General features: G+C 38.6%; 25 protein-coding genes. 15 read left to right on the top strand and 10 right to left on the bottom strand.

The window, feature by feature from the left end; genetic code table 11:
* Positions 1–104: 104 nt before the first annotated feature.
* Entirely contained in the window at positions 105–2,309 is a 2,205-nt protein-coding gene (gene rlmKL, locus B9T24_RS10510) for a bifunctional 23S rRNA (guanine(2069)-N(7))-methyltransferase RlmK/23S rRNA (guanine(2445)-N(2))-methyltransferase RlmL (RefSeq protein ID WP_086165720.1), read from the bottom strand.
* A gap of 222 nt (positions 2,310–2,531) precedes the next feature.
* Here rlmKL and B9T24_RS10505 point away from each other — a divergent pair, with 222 nt between their 5' ends.
* From B9T24_RS10505 to B9T24_RS10475, 7 genes are all read left to right on the top strand, one after another.
* Positions 2,532–2,891: a hypothetical protein gene (locus B9T24_RS10505; protein WP_086165719.1), complete on the top strand. Its 360-nt coding sequence runs from the start codon at positions 2,532–2,534 to the stop codon at positions 2,889–2,891.
* A gap of 336 nt (positions 2,892–3,227) precedes the next feature.
* Entirely contained in the window at positions 3,228–4,244 is a 1,017-nt protein-coding gene (locus tag B9T24_RS10500; protein ID WP_086165718.1) for an aspartate carbamoyltransferase catalytic subunit, read from the top strand.
* A 9-nt stretch (positions 4,245–4,253) separates the two neighbouring features.
* Positions 4,254–5,489: a dihydroorotase gene (locus B9T24_RS10495; protein WP_086165717.1), complete on the top strand. Its 1,236-nt coding sequence runs from the start codon at positions 4,254–4,256 to the stop codon at positions 5,487–5,489.
* Between the two features lie 155 nt (positions 5,490–5,644).
* Positions 5,645–7,129 carry an OmpA family protein gene (locus tag B9T24_RS10490; RefSeq protein WP_086165716.1) on the top strand — a complete coding sequence of 495 codons (1,485 nt, stop codon included), beginning with the start codon at positions 5,645–5,647 and terminating at the stop codon, positions 7,127–7,129.
* Between the two features lie 134 nt (positions 7,130–7,263).
* Complete coding sequence (locus B9T24_RS10485; RefSeq protein ID WP_086165902.1) at positions 7,264–8,295, top strand: lysozyme inhibitor LprI family protein; 1,032 nt, start codon at positions 7,264–7,266, stop codon at positions 8,293–8,295.
* A gap of 93 nt (positions 8,296–8,388) precedes the next feature.
* Positions 8,389–9,171 (top strand): Rossmann-like and DUF2520 domain-containing protein, encoded by a 783-nt coding sequence (locus B9T24_RS10480; protein ID WP_086165715.1) that lies wholly within the window; start codon positions 8,389–8,391, stop codon positions 9,169–9,171.
* 85 nt (positions 9,172–9,256) lie between these two features.
* Positions 9,257–9,931 carry a class I SAM-dependent methyltransferase gene (locus tag B9T24_RS10475; protein WP_086165714.1) on the top strand — a complete coding sequence of 225 codons (675 nt, stop codon included), beginning with the start codon at positions 9,257–9,259 and terminating at the stop codon, positions 9,929–9,931.
* Between the two features lie 60 nt (positions 9,932–9,991).
* On the opposite strand, the gene trmB is transcribed toward B9T24_RS10475, so the two are convergent.
* Positions 9,992–10,708: a tRNA (guanosine(46)-N7)-methyltransferase TrmB gene (gene trmB, locus B9T24_RS10470; protein WP_086165713.1), complete on the bottom strand. Its 717-nt coding sequence runs from the start codon at positions 10,706–10,708 to the stop codon at positions 9,992–9,994.
* A 493-nt stretch (positions 10,709–11,201) separates the two neighbouring features.
* Positions 11,202–12,653 (bottom strand): SulP family inorganic anion transporter, encoded by a 1,452-nt coding sequence (locus B9T24_RS10465; RefSeq protein WP_086165901.1) that lies wholly within the window; start codon positions 12,651–12,653, stop codon positions 11,202–11,204.
* Positions 12,654–12,873: 220 nt separating this feature from the next.
* On the opposite strand from B9T24_RS10465, the gene B9T24_RS10460 reads away from it, so the two are divergent.
* The 3 genes from B9T24_RS10460 (at position 12,874) to B9T24_RS10450 (ending at position 14,660) form a co-directional block, all read left to right on the top strand.
* Positions 12,874–13,485 (top strand): glutathione binding-like protein, encoded by a 612-nt coding sequence (locus tag B9T24_RS10460; protein ID WP_086165712.1) that lies wholly within the window; start codon positions 12,874–12,876, stop codon positions 13,483–13,485.
* A gap of 266 nt (positions 13,486–13,751) precedes the next feature.
* Positions 13,752–14,333, top strand: a complete 582-nt coding sequence (locus B9T24_RS10455; RefSeq protein WP_086165711.1) for an NAD(P)H-dependent oxidoreductase — start codon at positions 13,752–13,754, stop codon at positions 14,331–14,333.
* A 15-nt stretch (positions 14,334–14,348) separates the two neighbouring features.
* The gene (locus B9T24_RS10450; protein WP_086165710.1) at positions 14,349–14,660 is read left to right on the top strand and encodes a putative quinol monooxygenase; all 312 of its coding nucleotides are present in this window, start codon (positions 14,349–14,351) and stop codon (positions 14,658–14,660) included.
* 40 nt (positions 14,661–14,700) lie between these two features.
* Here B9T24_RS10450 and B9T24_RS10445 read toward each other — a convergent pair whose 3' ends face one another.
* The 6 genes from B9T24_RS10445 to B9T24_RS10420 all read right to left on the bottom strand — a co-directional run bounded on the left by B9T24_RS10445 (position 14,701) and on the right by B9T24_RS10420 (position 18,382).
* Entirely contained in the window at positions 14,701–15,426 is a 726-nt protein-coding gene (locus tag B9T24_RS10445; RefSeq protein ID WP_086165709.1) for a hypothetical protein, read from the bottom strand.
* A gap of 183 nt (positions 15,427–15,609) precedes the next feature.
* Positions 15,610–16,395: a thiazole synthase gene (locus tag B9T24_RS10440; RefSeq protein WP_086165708.1), complete on the bottom strand. Its 786-nt coding sequence runs from the start codon at positions 16,393–16,395 to the stop codon at positions 15,610–15,612.
* 12 nt (positions 16,396–16,407) lie between these two features.
* Entirely contained in the window at positions 16,408–16,605 is a 198-nt protein-coding gene (gene thiS, locus B9T24_RS10435) for a sulfur carrier protein ThiS (RefSeq protein WP_086165707.1), read from the bottom strand.
* A 21-nt stretch (positions 16,606–16,626) separates the two neighbouring features.
* Positions 16,627–16,992: a DUF423 domain-containing protein gene (locus B9T24_RS10430; RefSeq protein WP_004648639.1), complete on the bottom strand. Its 366-nt coding sequence runs from the start codon at positions 16,990–16,992 to the stop codon at positions 16,627–16,629.
* Between the two features lie 149 nt (positions 16,993–17,141).
* A complete protein-coding gene (rpoH, locus tag B9T24_RS10425; RefSeq protein ID WP_086165706.1) occupies positions 17,142–18,011 on the bottom strand; it encodes an RNA polymerase sigma factor RpoH in 870 nt (289 codons plus the stop codon).
* 137 nt (positions 18,012–18,148) lie between these two features.
* Complete coding sequence (locus B9T24_RS10420) at positions 18,149–18,382, bottom strand: sulfurtransferase TusA family protein (RefSeq protein ID WP_086165705.1); 234 nt, start codon at positions 18,380–18,382, stop codon at positions 18,149–18,151.
* A gap of 383 nt (positions 18,383–18,765) precedes the next feature.
* Here B9T24_RS10420 and B9T24_RS10415 point away from each other — a divergent pair, with 383 nt between their 5' ends.
* Both B9T24_RS10415 and rhlB read left to right on the top strand, forming a co-directional pair.
* Positions 18,766–18,978, top strand: coding sequence for a cold-shock protein (locus B9T24_RS10415; protein ID WP_004648643.1), 213 nt, complete (start codon positions 18,766–18,768; stop codon positions 18,976–18,978).
* Between the two features lie 98 nt (positions 18,979–19,076).
* Positions 19,077–20,228: an ATP-dependent RNA helicase RhlB gene (rhlB, locus tag B9T24_RS10410; RefSeq protein ID WP_074945237.1), complete on the top strand. Its 1,152-nt coding sequence runs from the start codon at positions 19,077–19,079 to the stop codon at positions 20,226–20,228.
* Between the two features lie 588 nt (positions 20,229–20,816).
* Here rhlB and B9T24_RS10405 read toward each other — a convergent pair.
* On the bottom strand, positions 20,817–21,197 hold the full coding sequence (locus B9T24_RS10405; protein WP_086165704.1) for a hypothetical protein: 381 nt from the start codon (positions 21,195–21,197) through the stop codon (positions 20,817–20,819).
* Positions 21,198–21,423: 226 nt separating this feature from the next.
* Here B9T24_RS10405 and B9T24_RS10400 point away from each other — a divergent pair, with 226 nt between their 5' ends.
* The 3 genes from B9T24_RS10400 (at position 21,424) to B9T24_RS10390 (ending at position 23,641) form a co-directional block, all read left to right on the top strand.
* Positions 21,424–21,999: a nitroreductase gene (locus tag B9T24_RS10400; RefSeq protein ID WP_086165703.1), complete on the top strand. Its 576-nt coding sequence runs from the start codon at positions 21,424–21,426 to the stop codon at positions 21,997–21,999.
* A gap of 33 nt (positions 22,000–22,032) precedes the next feature.
* Complete coding sequence (locus tag B9T24_RS10395; RefSeq protein WP_086165702.1) at positions 22,033–23,106, top strand: NAD(P)H-dependent glycerol-3-phosphate dehydrogenase; 1,074 nt, start codon at positions 22,033–22,035, stop codon at positions 23,104–23,106.
* Between the two features lie 79 nt (positions 23,107–23,185).
* Positions 23,186–23,641, top strand: a complete 456-nt coding sequence (locus tag B9T24_RS10390; protein ID WP_086165701.1) for a SixA phosphatase family protein — start codon at positions 23,186–23,188, stop codon at positions 23,639–23,641.
* Positions 23,642–23,646 lie beyond the last annotated feature (5 nt).

The raw sequence follows: 23,646 nt of genomic DNA, 5'->3' as shown, positions 1-23,646 counted from the left end.
GGCATAAAAATGGGACGAATTACGTCCCATTTTTATGCTTGAAAACTTTCCAAGGCAAATCTCAGCAGAGATGAAATGCGATGTCGTATTTCATCTCCAGTGCATTAGCTTTTTGGATGGGTAATTTTCCATGCGCGGTGAATTTTGGTATTGCGTTTGAAGTCAGTACCAATGGTTTCGTTGGTAATTTCTTCAACATCAAAGAAGGCCAAAATTTCATCATCCATTTCAAAACCACGATAGTTATTTGAAAAGTATAACGTACCTTCTGTGGTTAAGCGGTTCATTGCGCGTTTGAGTAATGACAAATGGTCACGTTGCACGTCAAAAGTACCGTGGAACTTTTTCGAGTTAGAGAATGTTGGCGGGTCAATGAAGATCAGGTCGTATTGTTCATGACCTTCTTTTAACCATTCAAAACAGTCGCTCGAGAAAAACTGATGTTGTTGGTCAGCATGATCGACAGTTAAGCCATTCAGTACAAAGTTTTCTTTAGACCAGTTTAAATAAGTATTCGATAAATCGACACTTGTAGTACTTGCAGCACCGCCTAAAGCAGCATGAACACTGGCAGTAGAGGTATAGCTATACAAGTTTAAGAAGTGTTTACCTTTCGATTCAGCCGCAATACGTAAACGCATTTGACGATGGTCAAGGAACAAGCCTGTATCTAAATAATCCGTTAAGTTGATTAAGAATTTTGCTTTGCCTTCTTGCACAATAAAACGTTTAGATGCCGTACTTTGTTTTTCATACTGCGTTTTACCTTCCTGACGTGCACGGGTTTTAATGAAGATCGCATCACGACCTAAACCTGTTACTGCACGAATAGAAGCAAGCGCTAAATTAAAACGTTTTTTTGCTTTTTCAGGATCAATGATTTTTGGTGGTGCATATTCTTGGACGTGTAAACGATCGCCATATAAATCCACTGCAACATTAAAATCAGGCAGATCGGCATCATATAAACGTAAGCAATAAATATTTTCTTTGACTGCCCACTTTTTCAATGCCTGCATATTTTTTTGCAAACGATTGGTAAAGTCTTCAGCACCTTCAATTTTTTCAAATTGTTGTGGCTGCCAAACAGCAAGGAAAGGTTGAGTTGCCGTAGCGGGTTTAATTTGACCCGAACGAATGTAAATTGGCAATTTACCATTCATTAAACGTAAAGTTTGTGGATCATTAAATGCTAAAACGTCCGCTTGCTCAATTTGAGAGGCAATAACGGCTGCTGTTTGATTTGGGAAGTGTTTTTGCAATAGAGCAGATAGACCTAGGTATAAAGCACGATTCGAAGCTTTTTCACCTAAACGCTCACCATAAGGTGGGTTAGTCACAATAAATGCTTTTTTACCCATTGCTGCAAAATCGGGCCAGTCAGCCAGAGTACGTTCTTCAATTTTGATGTGATCAAGCAATGACTCAAAACCTGCGGCAATAATATTTTGCTTGGTCGCTTTCACCGCTTCCCAGTCAGCATCATAAGCATAGAACTGAGGTAATGGTTTTTCTAATGCAGCTTGGTGACGTTCAGTGGCTTCTGCTTTGATTGACATCCATAAATCATGGTTATGACCATTCCAACCATTGAAACCAAAGCGACGCACTAAACCAGGTGCACGATCAGTCAACATCATCAGTGCTTCAATGATGAATGTACCTGAACCACACATTGGGTCTAAAATAATGTCTGGATTACATTGGAGTAATTTGGCTTTTTGCAGAATTGCTGCTGCAAGGTTTTCTTTAATTGGCGCATCGGTCATAAAGTGACGATAGCCACGTTTATGTAAGGAATCACCTGATAAATCTAAGCAATAAGTGTGCTGAGTTTTACCCGCAAGCACATATAAAGTAATTTCTGGTTGTTTAATATCAACACTTGGGCGTTTGCCGACAGCTTCCATAAAGGAATCGACCACACCATCTTTCACACGTAAGGTCGCAAATTGACTATTTACTTTAATGTCACGTTCTACGTGCAAACGAATGGCAAAGGTACTTTGTGGTGCAAAAATGAGAGACCAGTCAAAGTTCATTGCACCTTCATACAGCTCTTCTGCCACATCACGTGCATCATGCGTGAAGTCCAATTCATGGGTATGAATAGGCGTCAGTACACGAGATGCTAAACGCGACCAAATACAAATACGGTATGCATTTTCTAGCGTGCCTTGGAAAACTAAACGTCCTGGAAAGCGTTCAATATTTTGAACACCTAAACCTTCCAATTCTTCTTGGAGTAAGGTTTCAAGTCCATCTGCACAGGTAACCCAGTATGTAGAAAGACGTAGTTTCGAATTCATGCAAATTTCCAAAAGCAGCTAAGCAATCTAATATTTTAACGTATTTTAGGGCTTAAAAGTTTTTAAATTATGGTAAAGCCTAAGTCTGAGGCAAAAATATCGACTTTTTATCTGTTTGGCGCTCATATTTGGTATGTATTTTGCTGATCAATATATTGATTGGTGATCAGTCAGGTGTTTTGGCTGAAAGCGTAGTTTAAAATTGATTTGATGGGGGCATTCATGACGGATTTAGTTTATAAAGGTTTTAAGGAAAATGGCGATGCATTTTCAGTTGCAACACTTATTTATGCTCGATTGAGACGTGTGGCTGGGCGGGTAATTGATGTCATGTATTTGGTGCATAATAAGGATTATGCCCAATATGTTGTTGGGTTGGCGCAGGCGGAAAAAGATGCCGAATTAGACCGACATGCGGCACGTTTAAATGCTTTAATTCTTGCTGAACGTGAGCCTGAGATTGCAGTCATTCAGCCAGAAAAGAAAGTGGTTGTTGAAATTGTGCAAAATGAAGTTGAGGTTACAGAAGACGAAATTTATAGAGCGCAAGTTTCACATCATTATATTGGTGCATTGCGCTGATAAATAAGGCTCTAAATCATCGCATTCATTTAGAGCCTATTTTGTATACACAGGAGAGGTGGTGATTGTTTAATTAATACTAATCCTTTTACATCGCTAGAGCAGAATGATTCAATAGAGAGCTACAAATACTCAGCTTAAAAATTTTTAATGTTTTTATTGGGTTGATACTGCATAGAAATTTTATTTGCGCTGTGTTGGACGTATTTTCGTGAATAAGAGAAGCCAGATCAAAAATTTAAATTGACTAAAAATTGCTTGATCGTGCGCATTGGTCTCGGATTATGCAGAATAATATCTGTATAATAGTTCAACTTAACCGCAAGGGAATCTCTCATGCACTTGGCAGCATTGCATACTCCGAGCCAGATTCAACTCAATCAACAGGGTAATCTTAAACATTTCTTGACCATTGAAGGTCTTTCCAAAGAAACCCTGACAAAAATTCTTGATACCGCTAATTCTTTTTTCAATGAACAAAATCAATTGATTACGACTCCACTTTTGGAAGGTCGTACAGTCATGAACCTATTTTTTGAAAACTCAACACGTACACGTACTACTTTTGAAGCAGCAGCAAAGCGTTTGTCGGCAAATGTTTTGAATATTGATATTGCGCGCTCAAGTACATCGAAGGGTGAAACGCTACGTGATACGCTGTGGAATTTAGAAGCCATGGCGGCGGATATTTTCGTGGTGCGTCATTCATCTTCAGGTGCAGCACATTTTATTGCACAAACGGTCTCGCCACATGTTGCGATTATTAACGCGGGTGATGGTCGTCATGCGCATCCAACTCAAGCCATGTTGGACATGTTGACGATTCGCCGTGAAACGAAAAAGCCATTCGAAGCTTTAAGTGTTGCAATTATTGGCGATATTAAACATTCACGTGTGGCACGTTCAGATGTGGTGGCATTGCAAACCTTGGGCTGTAAAGACATTCGCGTTATTGCACCCAATACTTTGCTTCCATACGCTTTTGATGAATACGGTGAAGAGATTCGTCTATTTAATAACATGGAAGAAGGCATCAAAGACTGCGATGTGATTATTACCTTACGTATTCAAAATGAACGTATTGATTCGCCTGCACTCGCGTCGCAAGCTGAATTTTATAAAATGTATGGCTTGAATAAAGAACGTCTAGCAATGGCAAAACCAGATTGTATCGTGATGCATCCGGGGCCAATGAACCGTGGTGTAGAAATTGATTCCAGTATTGCCGACGGTCCACAAGCGGTTATTTTGCATCAAGTGACCAATGGTATTGCTGTACGTATGGCAGTGCTTGCCTTGTCTATGCAAGGTCAGTTGCAGGAAAAAGGTTTAATTGAAGCGATTGCGGGATAAGGAAAAGTCATGAGTATTGTAAAAATTGAAAATGTCCGTGTCCTCGATCCAATCAAGCAAACGGATAGCGTAGAAACAGTTTATTTAGAACAGGGTAAACGCGTTGCGGCAACAGATCATGTGAGCGAAATCATTGATGGACAAGGTAAATGGTTGATGCCAACCATGGTCGATTTATGTGCACGTATGCGTGAACCCGGTCAGCAACAGCATGGTACGTTAAAGTCTGAAGGTCGTGCAGCACGTAAAAATGGTATTCTACATATCTTTACACCACCGGATTCCAAACCAATCGTGCAGGACAATGGCGCATTGATTCACGGATTAGTAGAAAAAGCCATGTTAGATGGTGGAATTTACTTAAAAGTCATTGGAGCACAGACTCAAGGTTTGCAAGGCAAACAACCTGCAAATATGGCCAGTTTGAAAAAAGGGGGGTGTACAGCGGTATCTAATGCCAATGCTCCCTTTGCGGATGATGATGTTGTACTTCGTACGCTGGAATATGCAGCTGGTTTGGGTATGACCGTTGTGTTTTATGCAGAAGAACATCAAATTGCCAAAGATGGTTGTGTACATGAAGGTTTTGTTGCCTCACGCCAAGGTTTACCGATGATTCCAGCCTTGGCTGAAACAGTGGCGATTGCAAAGTACCTGTTGATGATTGAAGCCACTAAAGTTCGTGCCCATTTTGGTTTGTTGTCCTGTGGGGCTTCTGTTGAGCTCATTAAGATTGCCAAAGCTAAAGGCTTACCTGTCACTGCTGATGTTGCAATGCACCAACTGCATTTAACTGAAAGTTTAACCGATGGTTTTAACTCGTTGGCACATGTACGCCCGCCATTACGTGCTGAAAAAGATAAACAGCTATTACGTCAAGGCGTGAAAGATGGTGTGATTGATGCAATTTGTACCCATCATGAACCCCTGAGCAGTTCTGCAAAATTAGCGCCATTTGCTGAAACCGAACCAGGTCTGACCGCTTTTGATACTTATGTTGCTTTTGGTGTTCGGCTGGTTAACGAAGGTTTGTTTGAGCCTTTAGAATGGGTAGAAAAAGTCACACTGGCTCCAGCAAAAGTGGCCAATATGGTTGATCGTTGGGTGGACGAGTCTGGTTGGGCTTTGGTTGACCCTCAACTCGAATGGTTGGTCGCTAAAGATTCAATTCTTTCACAGGGTAAAAATACACCGCTTATTAATCAGAAAGTTGTGGGTAAGGTCGTTCAAACTTTTGCGGCTTAATTGATTTCACATTTTCTAAAAGTCAGCTTCGGCTGGCTTTTTTTGTCTTTGAAAAACAATTGTATTTTAAACAATACAATTATTTACACTGCTTAAAAAACGAACAGATAAACTAAAAATTAAGCATGATAAAACGAGAATAAAAGGAATAATGGATGAATATTAATCTGATTGACTTACTTAAGAAAAAAGTATCTGCGATTGTCCTTGAGGGTGAAACGGAATATCTTAGTGAAAAGAGTCAGGCATTAACTAGTTTTTTCCCAATCCTATTATCAATCTTTAAATCTCAGCCAGAGCTTATTGGACGTTTACAAAATCAATTAAATCCAAGATTAACCGATATTTTTACAAATAATCCTGCTTTAAAACATCAATTTTTAGAACAAATTTCAGGTACTGTCCCCACAGGGGCTATGGAATCTACCTTAAATCGCTCAATTGCATTAGTGCTTGGCGTGCTAGAGATTGAAGCGGGTTCTGCTGAGCCAAGTGCGATTGTACATCTGATTGAAACACACTGGTCAGCGGTGTCGAATGCCTTACCATATTGGGCTACGGCACTTTTAACTGCTTTAGGGGGTGGCGCTGTATCTGGACAAGCTTTGCACCAAGCTCCTGAAGTTGCATCTTCTCAAAATATTGAGGAAAAAAAGAAATCAGGTTTTTTATTACCCTTGATTGCTTTTATTATTTTAGCAGTGTTACTGGCGTTAATTTTTAGGGCGTGTTCGGGTAAAAAAGAAACTGAATCAGTAGGAGGTCTTGCTACACAAACAACCAGTAGTGAACCTGCTAAATTACAGCTAAGTACTGGCGCGGCAGGATATTTAACAACGTGTCAGTTATATTCTGGTAATGCGAATTATATCAATATTTTGCAACAGGAAATCAAACAAATTTTTAATCACACCATGGGTTGTGGTGTCGAGACCAATGCCAATTACCATACCGAATTTATTGATCAAGATGCTATTCCAAGCGTATTAAAACTGGTCAAGGGCGTGCCAAATACCTCATTAACTTGGATGGGAAATCAACTTTCTATTCAGACTGCTAATCCTATAGATGCACAACAACTGGCAGCTAAAATTCAACCACTGGTTAAAAATATGACCGTGATGGTGCAAGCAGCCACCAATAACGCTCCACCTGTAGACAGTCATGCTGTAATGAGTACGGGCAATAGCAATGCGGAAAAAGCTTTGGCGGAAATTAACCCAGATCATATTCGCGCCTTAGATATTGCCACAGCACTGAATATGCAAATTATTAATTTTGATACAGCACGTGCCAATATCCCTGAAGCAAATAAATCGATTTTAGATCAAGCCGCGGCTTTAATGAAACGTGCGCCACAAGTGAAGTTAACCGTTAAAGGTCATACGGATGCTGTAGGCAATGCTGCAACAAATAAGACCTTATCCCAAAAACGTGCGCAAGCTGTTGTGGATTATTTAGTGAAACAGGGTGTTGATCCTGCACAATTACAAGCAGTTGGTTATGGTCAAGAACAACCAATCGCGGATAATTCAACAGCGAATGGTCAGTTTAAAAATCGCCGTATTGAATTTGAAGTCCTCAATACTGAAACTGGAGTAACGCGTGAAGTGAATGAGCAAGGAATTAAAAAACAGTAAATTATCTGATAATTTAAGAAGAAAAAATCTCTGGCTAAAAGCGGAGATTTTTTTATTGGAACTCTCGCTAAATGGATCACTTTTTGCTTAAATACGCAGCGAAAATTATAAATAATGTGGTTAACAACATAATGATGAATAAAACAATACTTTGCAGCCTAATTGTCGCGACAACTTTAATTTCGGGTTGTGACTATTTTAAAAATAAGAAGAGTGAACCTGTTGAGGAAAAAGTTGAAACCTCAAATTGGAGTTGTACTGATGCAAAAAATATCGGACAAGTTGAAGCATATCTAAAAGCTGAATATTTAAAACAGTTAGATAAGCAATTACGTCATTCGAGCTATGACGCAGATCAAGAATTATTAAAGAAAATCACGCAAAACGTGAAGTTTAAAATTAAGAATGTCACCACAATCACGGATGATCCAAGCACCGTCAAAAACTTAGCCTGTAGCAGTGATCTGGTGGTTCAATTGCCTAAAGGCTTACAAAAACGTGCTGAAAATGCCTATTTAGAAGCACCTTGTGAAGATTGTGAAGGTGAAGAACAGGCATCGACATCAACTTTACGTGATTATTTGGAAAGTGGTGAATCTAATTTAACGCTTGGTGATGATCAACTGAGCGGTGCTTATAGTTATGATATTACCAAGACTGATAAAGAAGGTTTAACCATTAGCGCGGAAAACCAAAATGCAGTGATTGATGGTATTGTTTTTGTGACAGTGAAAGCGGTGGAATATGAATCCTATGTCAAACAAAATAGTGAAAACCGCGAATATTCAGAAAAGTATTCACAAGAACATGCAGCAGAAGTCGCTTTAGCACAAAAGGTGATGGATATTCGTCAAAAAGAATTAGATGCAGACAAAACTAAAGTGGTTGAACGCTTAAATCAGATTTGGGATCAATTCTCTGTTGAACAAAAGCAGCAGTTGCAACAAGATCAATCCGATTGGTTTGAAAAACGTGATGTAGATTGTAAAGTCATTGCACAAAAGAATGTAAATCAGCTCGCTGATAATGATAAAGAAATCTATCAAAAGAAATCTGATTATTGGAATGATGCAATGTATCAACAAAATGAAGCGATGCAATACAGCAAATGTTTTAATCAGAAAACCAGCGAGCGTATAATTTATTTAAATAACATTTTTAACTAAACTGCCCGATATAAACGCTATTAATAAAAAGGACGAATTGATTCGTCCTTTTTTTATTGGCATGCTGTGCTGAACAGTAAAGTGTGAAAGCGTATGCGAATTAGTTTTATGGGTGCAGGGCGGGTTGCGCATCATCTTGCTCATGTATTAAGCCAACATCATCAAATCGTTCAGATTTATAGTCGAACTTTAGCAACTGCACAAACTTTAGCGACACAAGTGAAGGCAACGGCAACTGCGAATATTGAAGAACTTAATCCCGAGATTGATTTGGTTGTTATTGCGGTGAGTGATCAGGCGATTGCTTCGGTTATTAGCAATGTCCATCAACAATTACCCAATGTTTTGATTGTGCATACTTCAGGCAGTACAGATATTGAAGTCTTGGCACATATCCATGCACGGGCAGGTGTATTTTATCCGTTGCAAACCTTTAGTTTGGATCGGGACATTCCGTGGTCGGATACGCCTATTTTTGTAGAAGCCAAGTCTGAAGATGATTTGGTGTTATTGGCGGAACTCGCTAATCAGTGCAGTACTCGCGTTTATTCATACACTTCCGCACAACGTTTAAGCTTACATTTGGCCGCCGTGTTTGCTTGTAATTTTAGCAATTATTGTTATGACATGGCACAGCAAATTGTGGATGCGCAGCAAGTGGATTTCTCCTTACTGTATCCGCTGATTTTAGAAACTGCCAATAAAGCCCTACATGGTGATCCGAAATTGATGCAAACTGGCCCAGCCATGCGCGGTGATCAAAATATTTTAAAGATGCACGAACAGATGTTGCAAAAGGGGCAACGTGAAGATTTAAAAAATATATATCACCTCATGAGTCAGCAAATTTTACAATCACATGAGACTCAATCTTAATTTTAAATCAGACTTAATTTTAAATCAGAATATTACTTTCTTAGATTAATATTTGAATAATCGATAAATAAGGGGGAGTAAAGCAATGGCAAAGGATTTTAACAGTCAGCATGTGGTTGATGGTTATGATGTACATATTCGTAAACTTATTCCAGGCTACGAAGTGGTGCATCAACAGATTCAAGCATTGCTAAAAACTTATGTCAATGAACATGCTCATGTCTTGATTGTAGGTTGTGGTACAGGCTATGAACTGGGTTATTTATTGCAATTGTTTCCAAATTGGTCTTTTACTGCCACTGATTTATCGGCAACCATGTTGGATAAAGCCAAACACTATATTCAGCCATTAGATGCAATGCATCGAGTGGAGTTCGTATTGGCTGATGTTGATCAGTTAAAAACAGATTCAATTTATGATGCAGCACTTTCCATTCTTGTTACACATTTTGTTCCTTATGCGCATAAACCAGAGTTCTTTAAAGCAATTGTTTCGCGCTTAAAGCAGCACGGTGTGTTTATTGGTTTTGATTTGACTGAAATGAATACCGATCAAGAGCGAGGCATGCTTCAGCATATCTGTGAGGCAAATGGCTTAAGTACAGCGCAATCTACGGCAATGTTAAATCGCTTGGCAGATGACTTTTACCCATTGTCGGAACAAGAAACATTTGAACAATTAAGCTTGGCAGGTTTTGGTTCTGTACAACGCTTTACCCAAATTTTATCTTATCAAGGTTTTATGGCGCTGAAGGTTTAATAGCTTGCATTAAAAATGGCTCATATCTGAATGAGCCATTTGTTAACTTATATTTAAAATTTACTTGATTTTCTTAAATAGAAAATCATTAATTTTATGACCTTCCTCTAAACCACGACGTTCAAATTTGGTTTGTGGACGCCAGTCTGGGCGTGGGTAGCTATTGCCTTGACCTGCCATGTTTTCAAGATTTGGACGATTATCCAATACGTCTAACATCCATTCAGCATACGGTTCCCAATCTGTAGCAGAATGGAATGTACCGCCCATTTCCAACTTTTGTTCAACCAATGGCATACGATCATGCGATACAAAACGACGTTTGAAATGACGTTTCTTTTGCCACGGATCTGGGAAATAAAGCTGTACCGCATTAATGCTATTGTCTGGCATTTCACGTAGTACTTGAATGGCATCTGCATCAAGTAAACGTAAGTTGGTTAAACCCGCCATACCTGCTTCATAAACGCATTGTGCGATACCGGGTACATGAACTTCAATACCGACATAGTTGCGTTCAGGATTCGCTTTTGCCATAAGCACTAGCGAACGTCCCATACCAAAACCAATTTCAACGGTCAAAGGGCGTTCTGGATGTTCAAAGTGCTGACGTAAATCGCCCACAGGATATTCCAAAATGAAGTGACCATATTGTTCAAGCGCAGTACGTTGAGAGGTATTCAGCGGAGATGAACGACGCATAAAAGTAACAATTTCGCGATGTTCATTCAAGTTGTCCAGTTCGACGACTTGCTGGTCTAATTGATCGTTCGACATAACTTTGGCAAATGTAAAAAATTCGAATGCGGTATTTTAAGTCTTAAGGGGTGTAAGTCAAATTTTTTACTGGGTTCAGTCCAATTTAATTGCTGAATAAAGTTGTGCCATATAAAAAAGCGCCTAAATAGATAATGCTGATCAGTTAAGAAATTGATAGGCTTTTTTATTTTAAATTCATAATGTTATTCGATACGCGGAAACGTCATCTGCAACTTGAGCAATAAATAAAGCACGGCTTTATTTTGCAGCGCAAGGTATGACTACATGGGTAACATATTGTTTTTGCAATTTCTTTGTTAATTTTCGGTAGTTGGCGAGTTTTGCGGATGACAAATGTTTTTGGTTCTTTTGGCGTAACAAAAGAACAAACGAGCTTCAAGTATTTGATTATGAAAGGTAAGACTCCACCGTGAACAACTAAAAAGCTAAGGGCTTTATTTCAAAAATCCTTAACTGACTGGCATTACCTAAATAGACGCTTTAAAAATGATCAAAACGAATTGGAACTGTAACGGTCAACTAAAGTGCTGCTCGCTTCATTTAAGCCAATAATATTGACTTCAATATTTTGCGCTTTAAATTTCTGCACCACATTATTGAGCATATTGACCGAGGTAATATCCCAGATGTGCGCATGGGTGAGATCAATTTCAACCTTGCTTATATTTTCTTTAAAGTCAAAAAACTGAAAAAATTTATCTGAACTGCTAAAGAAAATTTGCCCTGAAATGCTGTAGTAACGAATATTGTTGATCAGCTCAGATTGAACTTTGACTTCACGCTCTAATTTATTGATTAAAAATAGCGCTGAAAGTAATACACCAAGTAATACACCCAGTGCAAGGTTATGCGTTGCTAAAACGACAATCACCACAGCAAGCATAACAAGATTGCTTTGTTTGGGGTGTTTACTAAAATTGCGCACTGAATCCCAGTTAAAGGTGGTGAATGACACCATAATCATAATGGCAACCAAAGCGGCCATAGGAATATATGCCAGCCAATCTTTTAAAAAGACCACCAAACACAGTAAAAATACCCCAGCCGTTAAGGTGGATAACCGAGTACGCGCACCTGACGAGACATTAATAATTGATTGGCCAATCATGGCACAACCTGCCATGCCACCCATGAAACCGCTGACAATATTGGCATAACCCTGACCGCGGCATTCTTGATGACGATCACCTTCAGTTCCAGTGACTTCATTGACAATAGTCGTGGTCATCATGGTTTCTAATAAACCCACAGTCGCTAAAGTCACAGCGTAAGGGAAAATAATTCTGAGCGTTTCAAAGTTTAGTGGAATGTCAGGAATCAGGAAAATAGGCAGGGTGTCTGGGAAGTGACCTAAATCACTGACTGTACGCATATCGGCACCTAAAAAAAGTGCAACTAAACTTAGAACAATAATGCAAATCAGTGGAGAGGGAATGAGTTTGCCAATTTTAGGAATGTAAGGAAATAAATAAACGACAGCCAACCCTAGCCCGACAAATAAATAGCCTAAGCTATCCATTTTGTTCAGCTCAGGAAGTTGAGCGGCAAAAATCAAAATCGCGAGGGCATTTACAAAGCCGTAGACTACAGATTGAGAAATAAAGCGCATTAACTTTGCCACTTTAAAGTAACCAGCAATGACTTGAATGATTCCTGTAAGCACTGTGGTTGCTAATAAATATTGCAGACCATGATCTTTTACAAGGGTGATCATCAGTAAAGCCATAGCACCCGTGGCAGCAGAAATCATGGCGGATCTGCCGCCAAAAAATGCAATGGTGACCGCTATGCAAAATGAAGCATATAAGCCGACTTGTGGATCGACACCTGCAATAGCTGAAAAAGCGATTGATTCAGGAATTAGCGCTAAGCCAACCACCAAACCTGCTAAAACATCGGTACGGATATTGGAAAACCATTCTTCTTTTTTCAGGCTAATCACAACGTTAATTTTCATCAAACTTTAAAGTTGGCTATGTTAAAACATCTTTATAAAAAAAAGCACATTAGATTGACTTGAAAAAAGCGAGATTTTGGACAATATTCAGAAAGGTAAATATTTTTTATTCATTGATGCTTTTTTGCAATTTATAGGTTTGATCACTTGAAAGTTTGTTAGAAGAGATTTAAAACAGTTAATAGTTAGATAACAAGGATCAGATATGAAGCTTTATTATTCTCCAGGTGCATGCTCTTTGGCTGCTCATATTATTTTAAATGAAATTAACGTCGATTTTGATTTAGAACGTGTCAATTTAAAAACACATAAAACAGAAAAAGGGGCTGATTATTACGCTATTAACCCTAAGGGTTATGTTCCTGCTTTAGAAATTAATCCGGGCTTGATTCTAACTGAAAATGTGGCAATTTTACCGTTCCTTGCACAGCATGATCCAAAACAAGATTTAATTCCACCATCGGGTTTAGGGCGTGCCAAAGTGCTTGAATGGCTCGGTTATTTAAACTCTGAATTACACGATGCTTATGCCGTATTCTTTGGTGCACCATTATCTGCTGAAGCGAAAGAAAAAGCATATGCAGAAATTGATCGTTTATTAACTTATATTGATAAAGCAAAGGGTGAATCTGACAACGACTATTTGGTCGATGATAATTTTGGCCCAGCAGATGCCTATTTATTTGTACTGACAAATTGGTCAAATGGAATCGAACACGATTTAGCTCCTTATAAAAATATTATTGCATTACGTCATAAAGTGGCTGAACGCCAATCGGTGCAAATAGCTATGCGTGATGAAGGTTTGATTGCTTAAGTAAATTTGGATTCAATTTAAAAGTGCCTGAGGGTGCTTTTTTTATGTCTATTGAATTGGATTTTTGGTGTTTACTTTGCGTGCTGCATTTTGCACAACTATTTCCGATTATTGAGGTGGGATTTTAGATTAAGAAAAAATGATTTTGAAATGAATTTTTCTTATTGTTGATTTTTTATCAATAATATTTTGCAGTTTGATGAATTTTTATCAATAAAAATCTCAAGTATATTGCTTGCTGAAAATGAATCTTTTAAGGTTAAGTAATGAGTAATATCCTGATTATTAATGGCGCTAAACAATTTGCACATTCTAATGGAGAGTTAAATGACACTTTGACAGAGCTGGCAAATAAGGTACTTTGCGAACTTGGTCATACCGTTCAAATTTCACGTGCAGATAGTGACTATGAGATTCAGGCAGAAATACAAAAATATGTATGGGCCGATGTGGTGATTTATCAAATGCCTGGTTGGTGGATGGGCGCACCTTGGACGGTGAAAAAATATATCGATGATATTTTTACAGAAGGGCATGGAACTTTATATGCAAGTGATGGTCGATCACGCACAGATGCATCAAAAAAATATGGTTCTGGTGGTCTCATTCATGATAAAAAATATATGTTATCACTTACATGGAATGCACCTATGGCAGCATTTACTGAGCAAGACCAATTTTTCCATGGTGTTGGGGTAGATGGTGTGTATTTACCCTTTCATAAGGCAAATCAGTTCTTGGGTATGCAAAGCTTAGAAACTTTTATTGCCAATGATGTGATTAAAGCGCCTGAAGTTGAAGCCTATATGGCGCAGTACCGTGAACATTTAACGCAAGTTTTTGCTTAATTGGGAGACGTGACCATGTTAACTGTGATTGCTGAAATTATTTGTCATACTGAACAAGATTTCAAAACGGTACTTGATTCATTTCACAACATCCGTGAACAGGTATTACAAGAGTCTGGTTGTCATCTCTATGACGTGCATATTGATCACCCTGCAATTGAGAGTGCATTACAGACCAAAGTGCCATTTTCAATTATGATGTATGAAAAGTGGGAGAGCATGCCGCACTTAGAAACACATATGCACAGTGTCAATATGCAACAACATGCGAAAGCAACCGAAGGTGTGGTTGCTAACGTGAAAATTCGTATTTTAGAAGCACAGTAAGCTGCGCATCTGAGTTTAAAAGAGTCTTCAATGGCTAATTTTATTCAAACTCATGTGGTTCATTGAACTGAACCTGTTCGAGTTTCAATGCATAGCGACGTTTTAATGTCGACCATTGAACTTTGACAGGTTGCGTGCTTTCTGCAAACTCATTTTCACCTGTCGTAGTTTTCACTTTATTGGTCATAAAGTTAATACTTCGCGCTGTGATGTCGCCTGATGCACGATGGAAATCATTTACATCATAGCCAATCAGCTTAAATGTGCGGTCTTGGTATCGAAAGGCATAAATATGATTGGTCACATACCATGAACCACAGCTTAGCCAATAGTGCAGATGAATTTTGAGCACACCTTTTTGTATGCTCAAAGCTTCAGATTCACCGAGCGGGTCAGCCAGACAAGGGGACTCTACATCACCTTCAGTCGGCAAAGTGCTATTACTAGCTGCAAGTTGATAACCATTAGCTTGCTTCAATAGAATCAAAAGCTTTCGTTTATTGCTATTGAGTACGTCAGTACCTAAGCCTGCATTGGCAACGAAATTGTCTGGATTGGTGTCTTCAATAATCAGGGCAATATCCGCTTGCTCATCTTGGTTTAAATCGCCTTGTACTTTTTCCAAGATTTTCCAGTTTTTTGGAACAAAGGATTTGTAGTTTGCTTTGAGATTGGTTTTTATCTCTATTTCTGCCCAAGCACTGTTTGTTAGTGTGATGAAAAATAGGGTGTTGAGCATGAGTAAAGGTTTGATAAGTTTTAGCATGGGGTTAAATTCCTCTCATTTTTATATTGTTATAGATGGTCAAAGATAGAGGTTGTTGAGTTTATTTAGATGTGTTGATCGAGCGAATCTAAACATTGAATAATCATAAAGTACTGTTTTATATTTAGATGAATAAAAAGGACTCCGCAGAATCCTTTTTAATGCTTAGAGCAGATCAGGTCATTATTTAAAGAAATAGCCTGTTTCTGGCGAACTTGCATTGGCCATACGTTTACGGGGCATGCGACCTGCGAGGAACGCCTCACGACCTGCTTCAACCGCTTTTTTCATCGCAGAGGCCATTAAAATTGGATTTTGTGCAGCAGCAATGGCTGTATTCATCAACACGCCGTCACAACCCAGTTCCATCGCAATCGCAGCATCGCTGGCTGTACCGACACCAGCATCAACAAGTACAGGAACTTTAGCATTTTCTTTGATAATTGAAATGGTATGCGGATTTAAAATGCCTAGCCCAGAACCAATCAAACTACCTAAAGGCATAATGGCTACGCAGCCCATACTTTCAAGTTCTTGCGCCACAATCGGGTCGTCAGAGGTATAGACCATAATCTCAAAACCATCGTCAATCAGCGTGCGTGCTGCTTTTAAGGTTTCTGTGATATTTGGGTATAAGGTTTTTTCATCACCTAAGACTTCAAGTTTAACGAGGTTATGACCATCTAATAACTCGCGTGCAAGCATACAGGTGCGCACGGCACTATTGGCATCAAAACAACCTGCTGTATTTGGCAAAATCGTATATTTTTCAGGAGGGACAACAGAAAGTAAATTCGGTTGATCAGGATGCTGTCCAATGTTTACTCGGCGAATGGCAACAGTGACAATTTCTGCGCCACTGGCTTGAATTGCTAGATCAGTTTCAGTTAAATCTTTGTATTTACCTGTACCAACCAATAAGCGCGAATTAAATGTACGCGAACCAATTATAAGTGGGGTATCTTCCATGGGAGCTCCGAATTAGCCGCCACCGACGGCATGAATAATTTCGATATGATCTTCAGCACAAATCAGCGTTTGTGCCAATTTACTTTTGGAGATGATCATTTCATTCTGTTCTACAGCAAAGCGTTTGCCTTCAAGTGCTAACTCTTGAACCAATGCTAATAAATTGCTACATGACGTATTTTTTGATTCGCCATTTAAATAAATATGCATACTGATGTCCCTATTTTTACTTTATTTCGCGTATTTAAATGCATTCCAAGCAAGTAGCAGCCAACCTGCAATCATGAGTGCACCACCAATGGGTGTAATGGCACCTAAAATACGCGGTAAGCCTAACGCCATGACATATAAAGAGCCACAGAAAAATACAATCCCGATTTGAATGAGTAAAAAACTGGCTTTAATTGGAAGCTGAGGAATAACTCTGGTTAAAATGGCAAGTGCCAAAAGCCCAAGTGCATGATAGAAAAAATAATCAGTCGCTGTTTGCCACCATGCCAGTTGAGCTTCGGTCGCATGTGCTTTTAAGCCATGTGCACCAAATGCGCCAAGCATGACCGCAAGTGCTAAGTTAAGGGCTGAAATTGCAATCCACATAAGCAATTGTCATATGAGTAAATTTGCGCCTAACCTTAACATATTTTAGGCTTTACACGAAAGGCGAAAAGCAACAATGCTTATTGCTAAATATAAAGAAAGGGCACGCAGCCCTTTCTTTAATGATGGAATAAAATCAGTCCAATGGTTTAATTAGAAGACATTGCAACTTTAATTTTTTCCATTGCATTTTTTTCTAACTGACGAATACGTTCGGCAGAGACATTATATTCAGCAGCCAATTCATGTAGTGTCGATTTTTCATCGTCTAACCAGCGGCGCTGTAAAATGTTGCGTGAACGATCGTCAAGTTGGTCCATTGCACTATGAAGGGCGGAGCTACTTTGTTCCTCGTAGTCTTCTTCTTCGGCAAGACGCGCTGGATCATAGCGGTTATCTTCTAAATACAATGCGGGTGCAATATGCGTTGAACCTTCATCGTCATCATCACCTTGTGCTTCAAAGGCAGCATCGTAGGCAGTGAGTCGACCTTCCATTTCCAAGACTTGTTCAGGTGTCACATTTAAGTCATTGGCAATAGATTTTGCTTCATCGAGTGTGAGTTTTTTACTCGATTTTTTTAAGCTGCGTAAATTGAAGAAAAGTTTGCGCTGAGCTTTGGTCGTTGCAATTTTAACAATGCGCCAGTTACGAATCACATATTCATGAATTTCAGCTTTAATCCAATGCACTGCAAAAGAGACTAAACGCACGCCCATATTGGGGTCAAAGCGCTTAACGGCTTTCATTAGACCTAAGTTGCCTTCTTGGATTAAGTCGCCCTGCGGCAAACCATAGCCTGCATAACTACGGGCAATATGAACCACAAAACGCAAATGCGACATCACCAGCATTTTTGCTGCGTCTAAATCTTGCTCGTAATAATAGCGTTCAGCCAACTCTTTTTCTTGTTCAGCCGTTAAAATAGGAATCTGATTGACAGTACTGATATAAGCACCGAGATTTACCCCTGGCGCCGATAATGACAGGGGCATCAATTGATTGCTGCTGTCACTCATGTGTTCTCCTTTAAATGGGATGACATAACCAACTTAAATTTTATCTTAATCTAATATTTTTGTGAATTAAGGAAAATTGGGTAGAGAAATGTAATTTTTTATGCAAATTTGAAAAGCGATAGTCTAATTGAAAATAATTAAGATTCAATTAAGTAGTGATATTCCGAATCGGAAATTGTTGTCATGATGCATTTGAGCTGATGCATTTGGCAATAGCGCATGACATCTTGTTGACTATGTGGATCTGAAGATTTTAGCAAAAATAGATGATCTGATTTATTCTTGAGTGCTCGCTTCAGCATCAATAAGGGCATGGGGCAAGGTTTTCCCATTGCATCTATAATCATCGCTGTATTTGCTAGATCATTCATCTTATTTAATATCCAGTAAAACTTTCTTAAATGTTAGCAAATTTAGCGCCAAACAAAAATAAAATTATTGAATCACAACATCAAGATACTTTTATAAAAGTAAGAAATAATCAGTAAAAAAATAGCTGAATTAATAACGCAGATTAATCAAAAAAACAGTATGAATTGTTAGAAACCCGTGTTAAGCTCTTTGCGTATTCAAAATAATGACAACACTTAAATTTGTCTTAAAATTGAATACAGTAATGGATGTAACCGGGATTTTGTTAATAGTAATACAGAATGATTACAAGCTTAGAAATAATAAATATTTTTAAACCTTGTTTACTCTGCTGTTTGCAACACCGGGTGGTCCTTCTATTAAATACAATGAGGATTAACTTATGACAGCTCGTGAACAAGGCGTAGTTAAATGGTTCAACGACACTAAAGGCTTCGGCTTTATTCAACGTAATGGCGGCGACGACGTATTCGTTCATTTCCGCGCTATCCAAGGTGACGGTCACCGTTCACTTCGTGACGGTCAACGCGTTGAATTCAGCGTAGTTAAAGGTCAAAAAGGCTTCCAAGCTGAAGAAGTACAACCTTTAGACTAATCGCCTGATTATTCATGAGAACGCCCCAATGTAATTTGGGGCGTTTTTGTTTATAATAGGCTGCTATTTTCCTGATTATTAAGTTAGAGCACATTTTTATGTCATCTGGTTTTGAAACCTTAAATTTACATCCGAAACTTAAACAAGCTATTGATGCTTTAGGTTTTAAAGAAATGACGCCCATTCAGGAAAAGGTTTTAAAATTCACTTTGGCTGGACATGATGCGATTGGTCGTGCGCAGACGGGTACGGGTAAAACAGCTGCTTTTCTCGTCAGTGTAATTAATGATTTACTCAATAATCCGATTAAAGAACAACGCTTTCGCGGTGAAGCACGTGCACTTATTCTTGCACCAACGCGTGAGTTGGCTTTGCAGATTGAAAGTGATGCTAAAGATTTAACCAAATTTACAGATTTACATTTAGTTACTTTGTTGGGTGGTGTAGATTTTGATAAGCAAAAAGCACAACTTGATAAGCAATTCGTCGATATTATCGTGGCAACACCAGGTCGTTTAATTGATTTCGTTGAACAAAAAGAAGTTTGGTTAGACCAAATTGAATTTTTAGTGATTGATGAAGCAGACCGTTTATTGGATATGGGTTTCATCCCATCGGTAAAACGAATTGTTCGTTATTCACCGCGTAAAGAGCAGCGTCAAACGCTGATGTTTTCGGCAACCTTTAGTTATGATGTTTTAAATTTGGCACAACAATGGTTATTTGAACCAGTGACTGTGGAAATTGAGCCAGAAAAGAAAACTAATGCAGATGTTGAGCAGCGCGTTTATATGGTTGCAAAAACAGATAAATACAAGTTATTGCAAGAAATCTTGCGCGATGAACCGATTGAAAAAGTCATGATTTTTGCCAATCGTCGTGATCAAGTGCGTAAACTGTATGATCATTTAAAAAGAGATGGTTATAAAGTGGTGATGTTGTCTGGTGAAATTGCACAAGACAAACGTATAAAAATGTTAGATCAATTTAAAAATGGTCAGCATAATATTATGATTGCAACCGATGTTGCAGGTCGTGGTATTCATGTGGATGGTGTTTCACATGTAATTAACTTTACTTTGCCAGAACAGTCTGATGATTATGTGCACCGTATCGGTCGTACAGGTCGTGCAGGTTCAAGTGGTGTGAGTATTAGTTTCTTGTCTGAAGATGATGCGTTCTATCTTCCAGAAATTGAAAAAGCCATTGGTCAAAAATTACCTTTAACGCGTTTAGATGGTTATTGTTAATTTAAAAACCCAATCACATTAAATGTAAAAAGCTGCTTATTTAAAACTAAAGCCAGTCAGTTAAGAAATTGACTGGCTTTTTTTATTTAAATTTATGGTGCTGTTTTATGCGTGGAAATGTCATCCTTATCTTGCGAACTCACAATATATTTTAAGGCTTCTCATTTAAGTTTATTTAAGGTAATGAATTAAATTAAAAGATTTGATTTAAAATTATAAATAGACTTCTTTCATAATCCATTTTTTAAACAATAATAAATTCACAATGGATATTCCCTCTCCTTTTAAGGAGACTTGCGCGGAATACCGCTCAGGGAGGGGATTTTATTAAAAAACCCCCTCATCCTAACCTTCTCCCTGAGCCATATATGGCGCAAGATAAGGAGCTTTCAATATTAATTTCACTGCCAATTGATGATTATTTGTTGATTTATGAAAGAGGTCTAATAGCTGTGTTAAATAACTAAAAAAGCTAAGGAGTTTATTGTAAACCCCTTAGCTGATTAGTATTACTTAATTTAAAGCGGCTTTTTGAAATGCTTTAAGTATCATTGATGTCTTACTGGGGTTAAGTGGTTGTGCAATTGCTTAGTTTGTTCGACATTTAAAAGTGAGCGTGGTTTGATAGTCTTCATCTCGAGCAAGACTGCCATTTTTTCCTGCTAAAGTGCCTATAACACTCGCGGCAGCTTGAATCATTTGTCCAGTTTGTTCATCAACAACACCTTTTAATGCACCGTTATATTCAGTTTTTTCATCAACAATGACAGCAGTGGCTTTTTTACCACAGGTCGTGTTTGCGGCAGCAATCGCATTGTTTTTAGCAATTAAATTACTTTTCCCCACACCTGTGACTTCATATTGATTATTTTCTTTTTGAATCGCTAAGGATGCAGTTGGGTTTGATGCACAGGCAGTTAATACTAGAGTAGCGATAGCTGTAGAACATAGTGCGAAAAATTTATTCATTTTTTCCCCTTATTTATTTTCAAAACAATAAAAGGTATTTGAGCATAACTTTTTGGATGATTTTTGAAAGACTTGTATAAAATATGCAGTTTTATATGGGCACTCTGTGACTGATTAATTTGTAAGATTGGGGTTGAGTAGAGCACATTGGTTTATCGCTCTAGAGAATCTGAATAAGAGTGTGCTAATCTTATTGAAATATTTTAGTACATAGATATAGAAACCAATGACGGATTCAGTGGTAGATACGGTTCATTATAATATTCATCAACGTCAGTCGATTGGTCATTTGGTCGAGCCGGCACCGAATGCAGAGCAGTTAGAAAAAGCTTTTCAAGCGGCACTCACTGCGCCAGATCATCATCGTTTAAAGCCGACTCGTTTCATTGTTATTCCTAATGATCAGCGAGGCGCTTTTGGTGAGTTGTTATCTAAAGCTTTGGCAGATTTGGGTGAGACTGATCAGACTCAGTTAGAACGGGTTAAAAATCATCCATTTCGTGCGCCACTTTTGGTTTTGGCATTGACTCAGTTTCAGCCGCATCCGAAAGTTCCTAATTTTGAGCAAACCTTAAGTACAGGTGCCGCGATACAGAATTTTCTGTTGTCACTGCAAGTTCAAGGTTTTTCAACGATGTGGCGTAGTGGTGCTGTAGTTGAGTCTAATTTATTTAAACAACTTTTAGGCCTAACGAAAGATGATTTAATTTCTGGAATTATTTATATTGGAACGGCAGTTAAAGCTATTCCAGCACGTGCAGAAATAAATACACAAAATTATGTCAGTTATTGGAACAAATAACTTTATTGAAGAATGAGTTGAGATATAAAAATAATGTCAGAGTTAAAATTTTCAGATCTTGTTGAACCTGTTTCAGTGGATCAAAAAACTGCGTTACGTGTAACCGTTTTGGGTGGTGGTAGTTTCGGTACTGCAATGGCCAATACAGCAGCTCGAAACGGCTGCGATACCATGATTTGGATTCGGGATGAAGCGGCAGCCGCAGAAATTAATCAAACGCATATAAATAAACGCTATTTAGCTGATTTTACTTTAGAGTCTGGTTTAAAAGCGGTGACAGATTTAGAAACGGCAATTTGTAATCGCGATATTATTTTGGTGGCGATTCCAAGTCATTCTTTTCGTAATGTGCTTCAACAAATTAAGCCATTTATTACTTCTCAGGCGGTTGTGTCCTTAACCAAAGGGATTGAAGCTAAAACCTTTAGCTTTATGAGTGACATCATTCGTGAAGAATTACCTGAAGTTCCTTATGGTGTACTTTCAGGACCAAATTTAGCCAAAGAAATTATGGCAGGGCAGCCAGCGGGAACTGTGATTGCAAGTCAGTCGGAACTGGTGCGTTATGCAGTACAACAAGCTTTACACAGTGCATTATTCCGTGTCTTTGCCAGTGATGATGTGCATGGTGTGGAACTTGGTGGTGCTTTAAAAAATATCTATGCTGTTGCAATGGGGATGGCAGCTGCTTATAAAGTGGGTGAAAATACCAAAAGTATGATTTTAACCCGTGCACTGGCTGAAATGAGTCGTTTTGCGGTTAAATTGGGTGCCAATCCGCTGACATTCTTGGGTCTGTCTGGTGTGGGGGATTTATTTGCGACTTGTAGCAGTCCTTTAAGCCGTAACTATCAAGTGGGCTTTGCGCTAGGTTCAGGTAAAACATTGGAACAAGCAACCACTGAGTTAGGTCAAACGGCAGAGGGTATTAATACCATTGTACAGGTGCGAAGCCGTTCGGAAGAATTGGATGTGTATATGCCGATTACCAGTGCTTTATATAATGTGATTTTTGAAGGCGCACCACCTTTAACCATTGCACTTTCATTAATGAAAAATGGGCATCGTAGTGATGTAGAGTTTGTTTTGCCGCACAATGAAGTGTGATTTTTAATATAATTGAATAAATTCGCGCTGTCATAAAGCTCAGGTATAATCGCTACATCTTGAAAATAAGGAAATTTTAATGCAACTCACTTTAGTCCGTCATGGTGAGGCCTCTCCATCGGTCAATGGGAATGATGATAAACGTCCATTAACTGAGCGAGGGCATAGACAAGCACAGCAAGTTGCAGAGTATTTAAAGGATGTGATTCAGCCCGATGTATTTGTGGTCAGTCCTTTGTTGCGTGCACAAGAAACCTTGGCACATCTGCAACATTATTTTTATGATGTGCCTGTAATGTTGTGCGATAAAATTAAGCCTGAAGATGATGCGAAATTGGCGATTGAATGGTTGTCTCAATTGCCTTATGAATCTATTGTTGTGGTTTGTCATATGAATGTGGTTGCACATATTTCATCATTATTGACCGCGGAATCTTTTTATCCTTATGCTTTGGCTGAAGCGCGTATTTATGAGCAAGCAGTCATTACAACTGGGTTGTCTACGCAGTTAAAAAGTTTTATTCCAAACACATAAAATAT

It is taken from the genome of Acinetobacter sp. ANC 4654 (genome assembly GCF_002135425.1).
Classification (GTDB): Bacteria; Pseudomonadota; Gammaproteobacteria; order Pseudomonadales; family Moraxellaceae; genus Acinetobacter; species Acinetobacter kyonggiensis.
This window is presented reverse-complemented; position numbering and strand designations above follow the sequence as displayed.

Bases quoted from the DNA above. Each gene is read 5' to 3' on its own strand.
- rlmKL (WP_086165720.1), bottom strand. From the start codon at position 2,309: ATGAATTCGAAACTACGTCTTTCTACATACTGGGTTACCTGTGCAGAT.
- B9T24_RS10505 (WP_086165719.1), top strand. From the start codon at position 2,532: ATGACGGATTTAGTTTATAAAGGTTTTAAGGAAAATGGCGATGCATTT.
- B9T24_RS10395 (WP_086165702.1), top strand. From the start codon at position 22,033: ATGTCAGAGTTAAAATTTTCAGATCTTGTTGAACCTGTTTCAGTGGAT.
- B9T24_RS10475 (WP_086165714.1), top strand. From the start codon at position 9,257: ATGGCAAAGGATTTTAACAGTCAGCATGTGGTTGATGGTTATGATGTA.
- B9T24_RS10490 (WP_086165716.1), top strand. From the start codon at position 5,645: ATGAATATTAATCTGATTGACTTACTTAAGAAAAAAGTATCTGCGATT.
- B9T24_RS10500 (WP_086165718.1), top strand. From the start codon at position 3,228: ATGCACTTGGCAGCATTGCATACTCCGAGCCAGATTCAACTCAATCAA.
- B9T24_RS10415 (WP_004648643.1), top strand. From the start codon at position 18,766: ATGACAGCTCGTGAACAAGGCGTAGTTAAATGGTTCAACGACACTAAA.
- B9T24_RS10430 (WP_004648639.1), bottom strand. From the start codon at position 16,992: ATGTGGATTGCAATTTCAGCCCTTAACTTAGCACTTGCGGTCATGCTT.
- B9T24_RS10460 (WP_086165712.1), top strand. From the start codon at position 12,874: ATGAAGCTTTATTATTCTCCAGGTGCATGCTCTTTGGCTGCTCATATT.
- B9T24_RS10495 (WP_086165717.1), top strand. From the start codon at position 4,254: ATGAGTATTGTAAAAATTGAAAATGTCCGTGTCCTCGATCCAATCAAG.
- B9T24_RS10450 (WP_086165710.1), top strand. From the start codon at position 14,349: ATGTTAACTGTGATTGCTGAAATTATTTGTCATACTGAACAAGATTTC.
- B9T24_RS10420 (WP_086165705.1), bottom strand. From the start codon at position 18,382: ATGAATGATCTAGCAAATACAGCGATGATTATAGATGCAATGGGAAAA.
- B9T24_RS10455 (WP_086165711.1), top strand. From the start codon at position 13,752: ATGAGTAATATCCTGATTATTAATGGCGCTAAACAATTTGCACATTCT.
- B9T24_RS10400 (WP_086165703.1), top strand. From the start codon at position 21,424: ATGACGGATTCAGTGGTAGATACGGTTCATTATAATATTCATCAACGT.
- B9T24_RS10405 (WP_086165704.1), bottom strand. From the start codon at position 21,197: ATGAATAAATTTTTCGCACTATGTTCTACAGCTATCGCTACTCTAGTA.
- B9T24_RS10390 (WP_086165701.1), top strand. From the start codon at position 23,186: ATGCAACTCACTTTAGTCCGTCATGGTGAGGCCTCTCCATCGGTCAAT.
- rpoH (WP_086165706.1), bottom strand. From the start codon at position 18,011: ATGAGTGACAGCAGCAATCAATTGATGCCCCTGTCATTATCGGCGCCA.
- trmB (WP_086165713.1), bottom strand. From the start codon at position 10,708: ATGTCGAACGATCAATTAGACCAGCAAGTCGTCGAACTGGACAACTTG.
- B9T24_RS10445 (WP_086165709.1), bottom strand. From the start codon at position 15,426: ATGCTAAAACTTATCAAACCTTTACTCATGCTCAACACCCTATTTTTC.
- B9T24_RS10440 (WP_086165708.1), bottom strand. From the start codon at position 16,395: ATGGAAGATACCCCACTTATAATTGGTTCGCGTACATTTAATTCGCGC.
- rhlB (WP_074945237.1), top strand. From the start codon at position 19,077: ATGTCATCTGGTTTTGAAACCTTAAATTTACATCCGAAACTTAAACAA.
- thiS (WP_086165707.1), bottom strand. From the start codon at position 16,605: ATGCATATTTATTTAAATGGCGAATCAAAAAATACGTCATGTAGCAAT.
- B9T24_RS10485 (WP_086165902.1), top strand. From the start codon at position 7,264: ATGAATAAAACAATACTTTGCAGCCTAATTGTCGCGACAACTTTAATT.
- B9T24_RS10480 (WP_086165715.1), top strand. From the start codon at position 8,389: ATGCGAATTAGTTTTATGGGTGCAGGGCGGGTTGCGCATCATCTTGCT.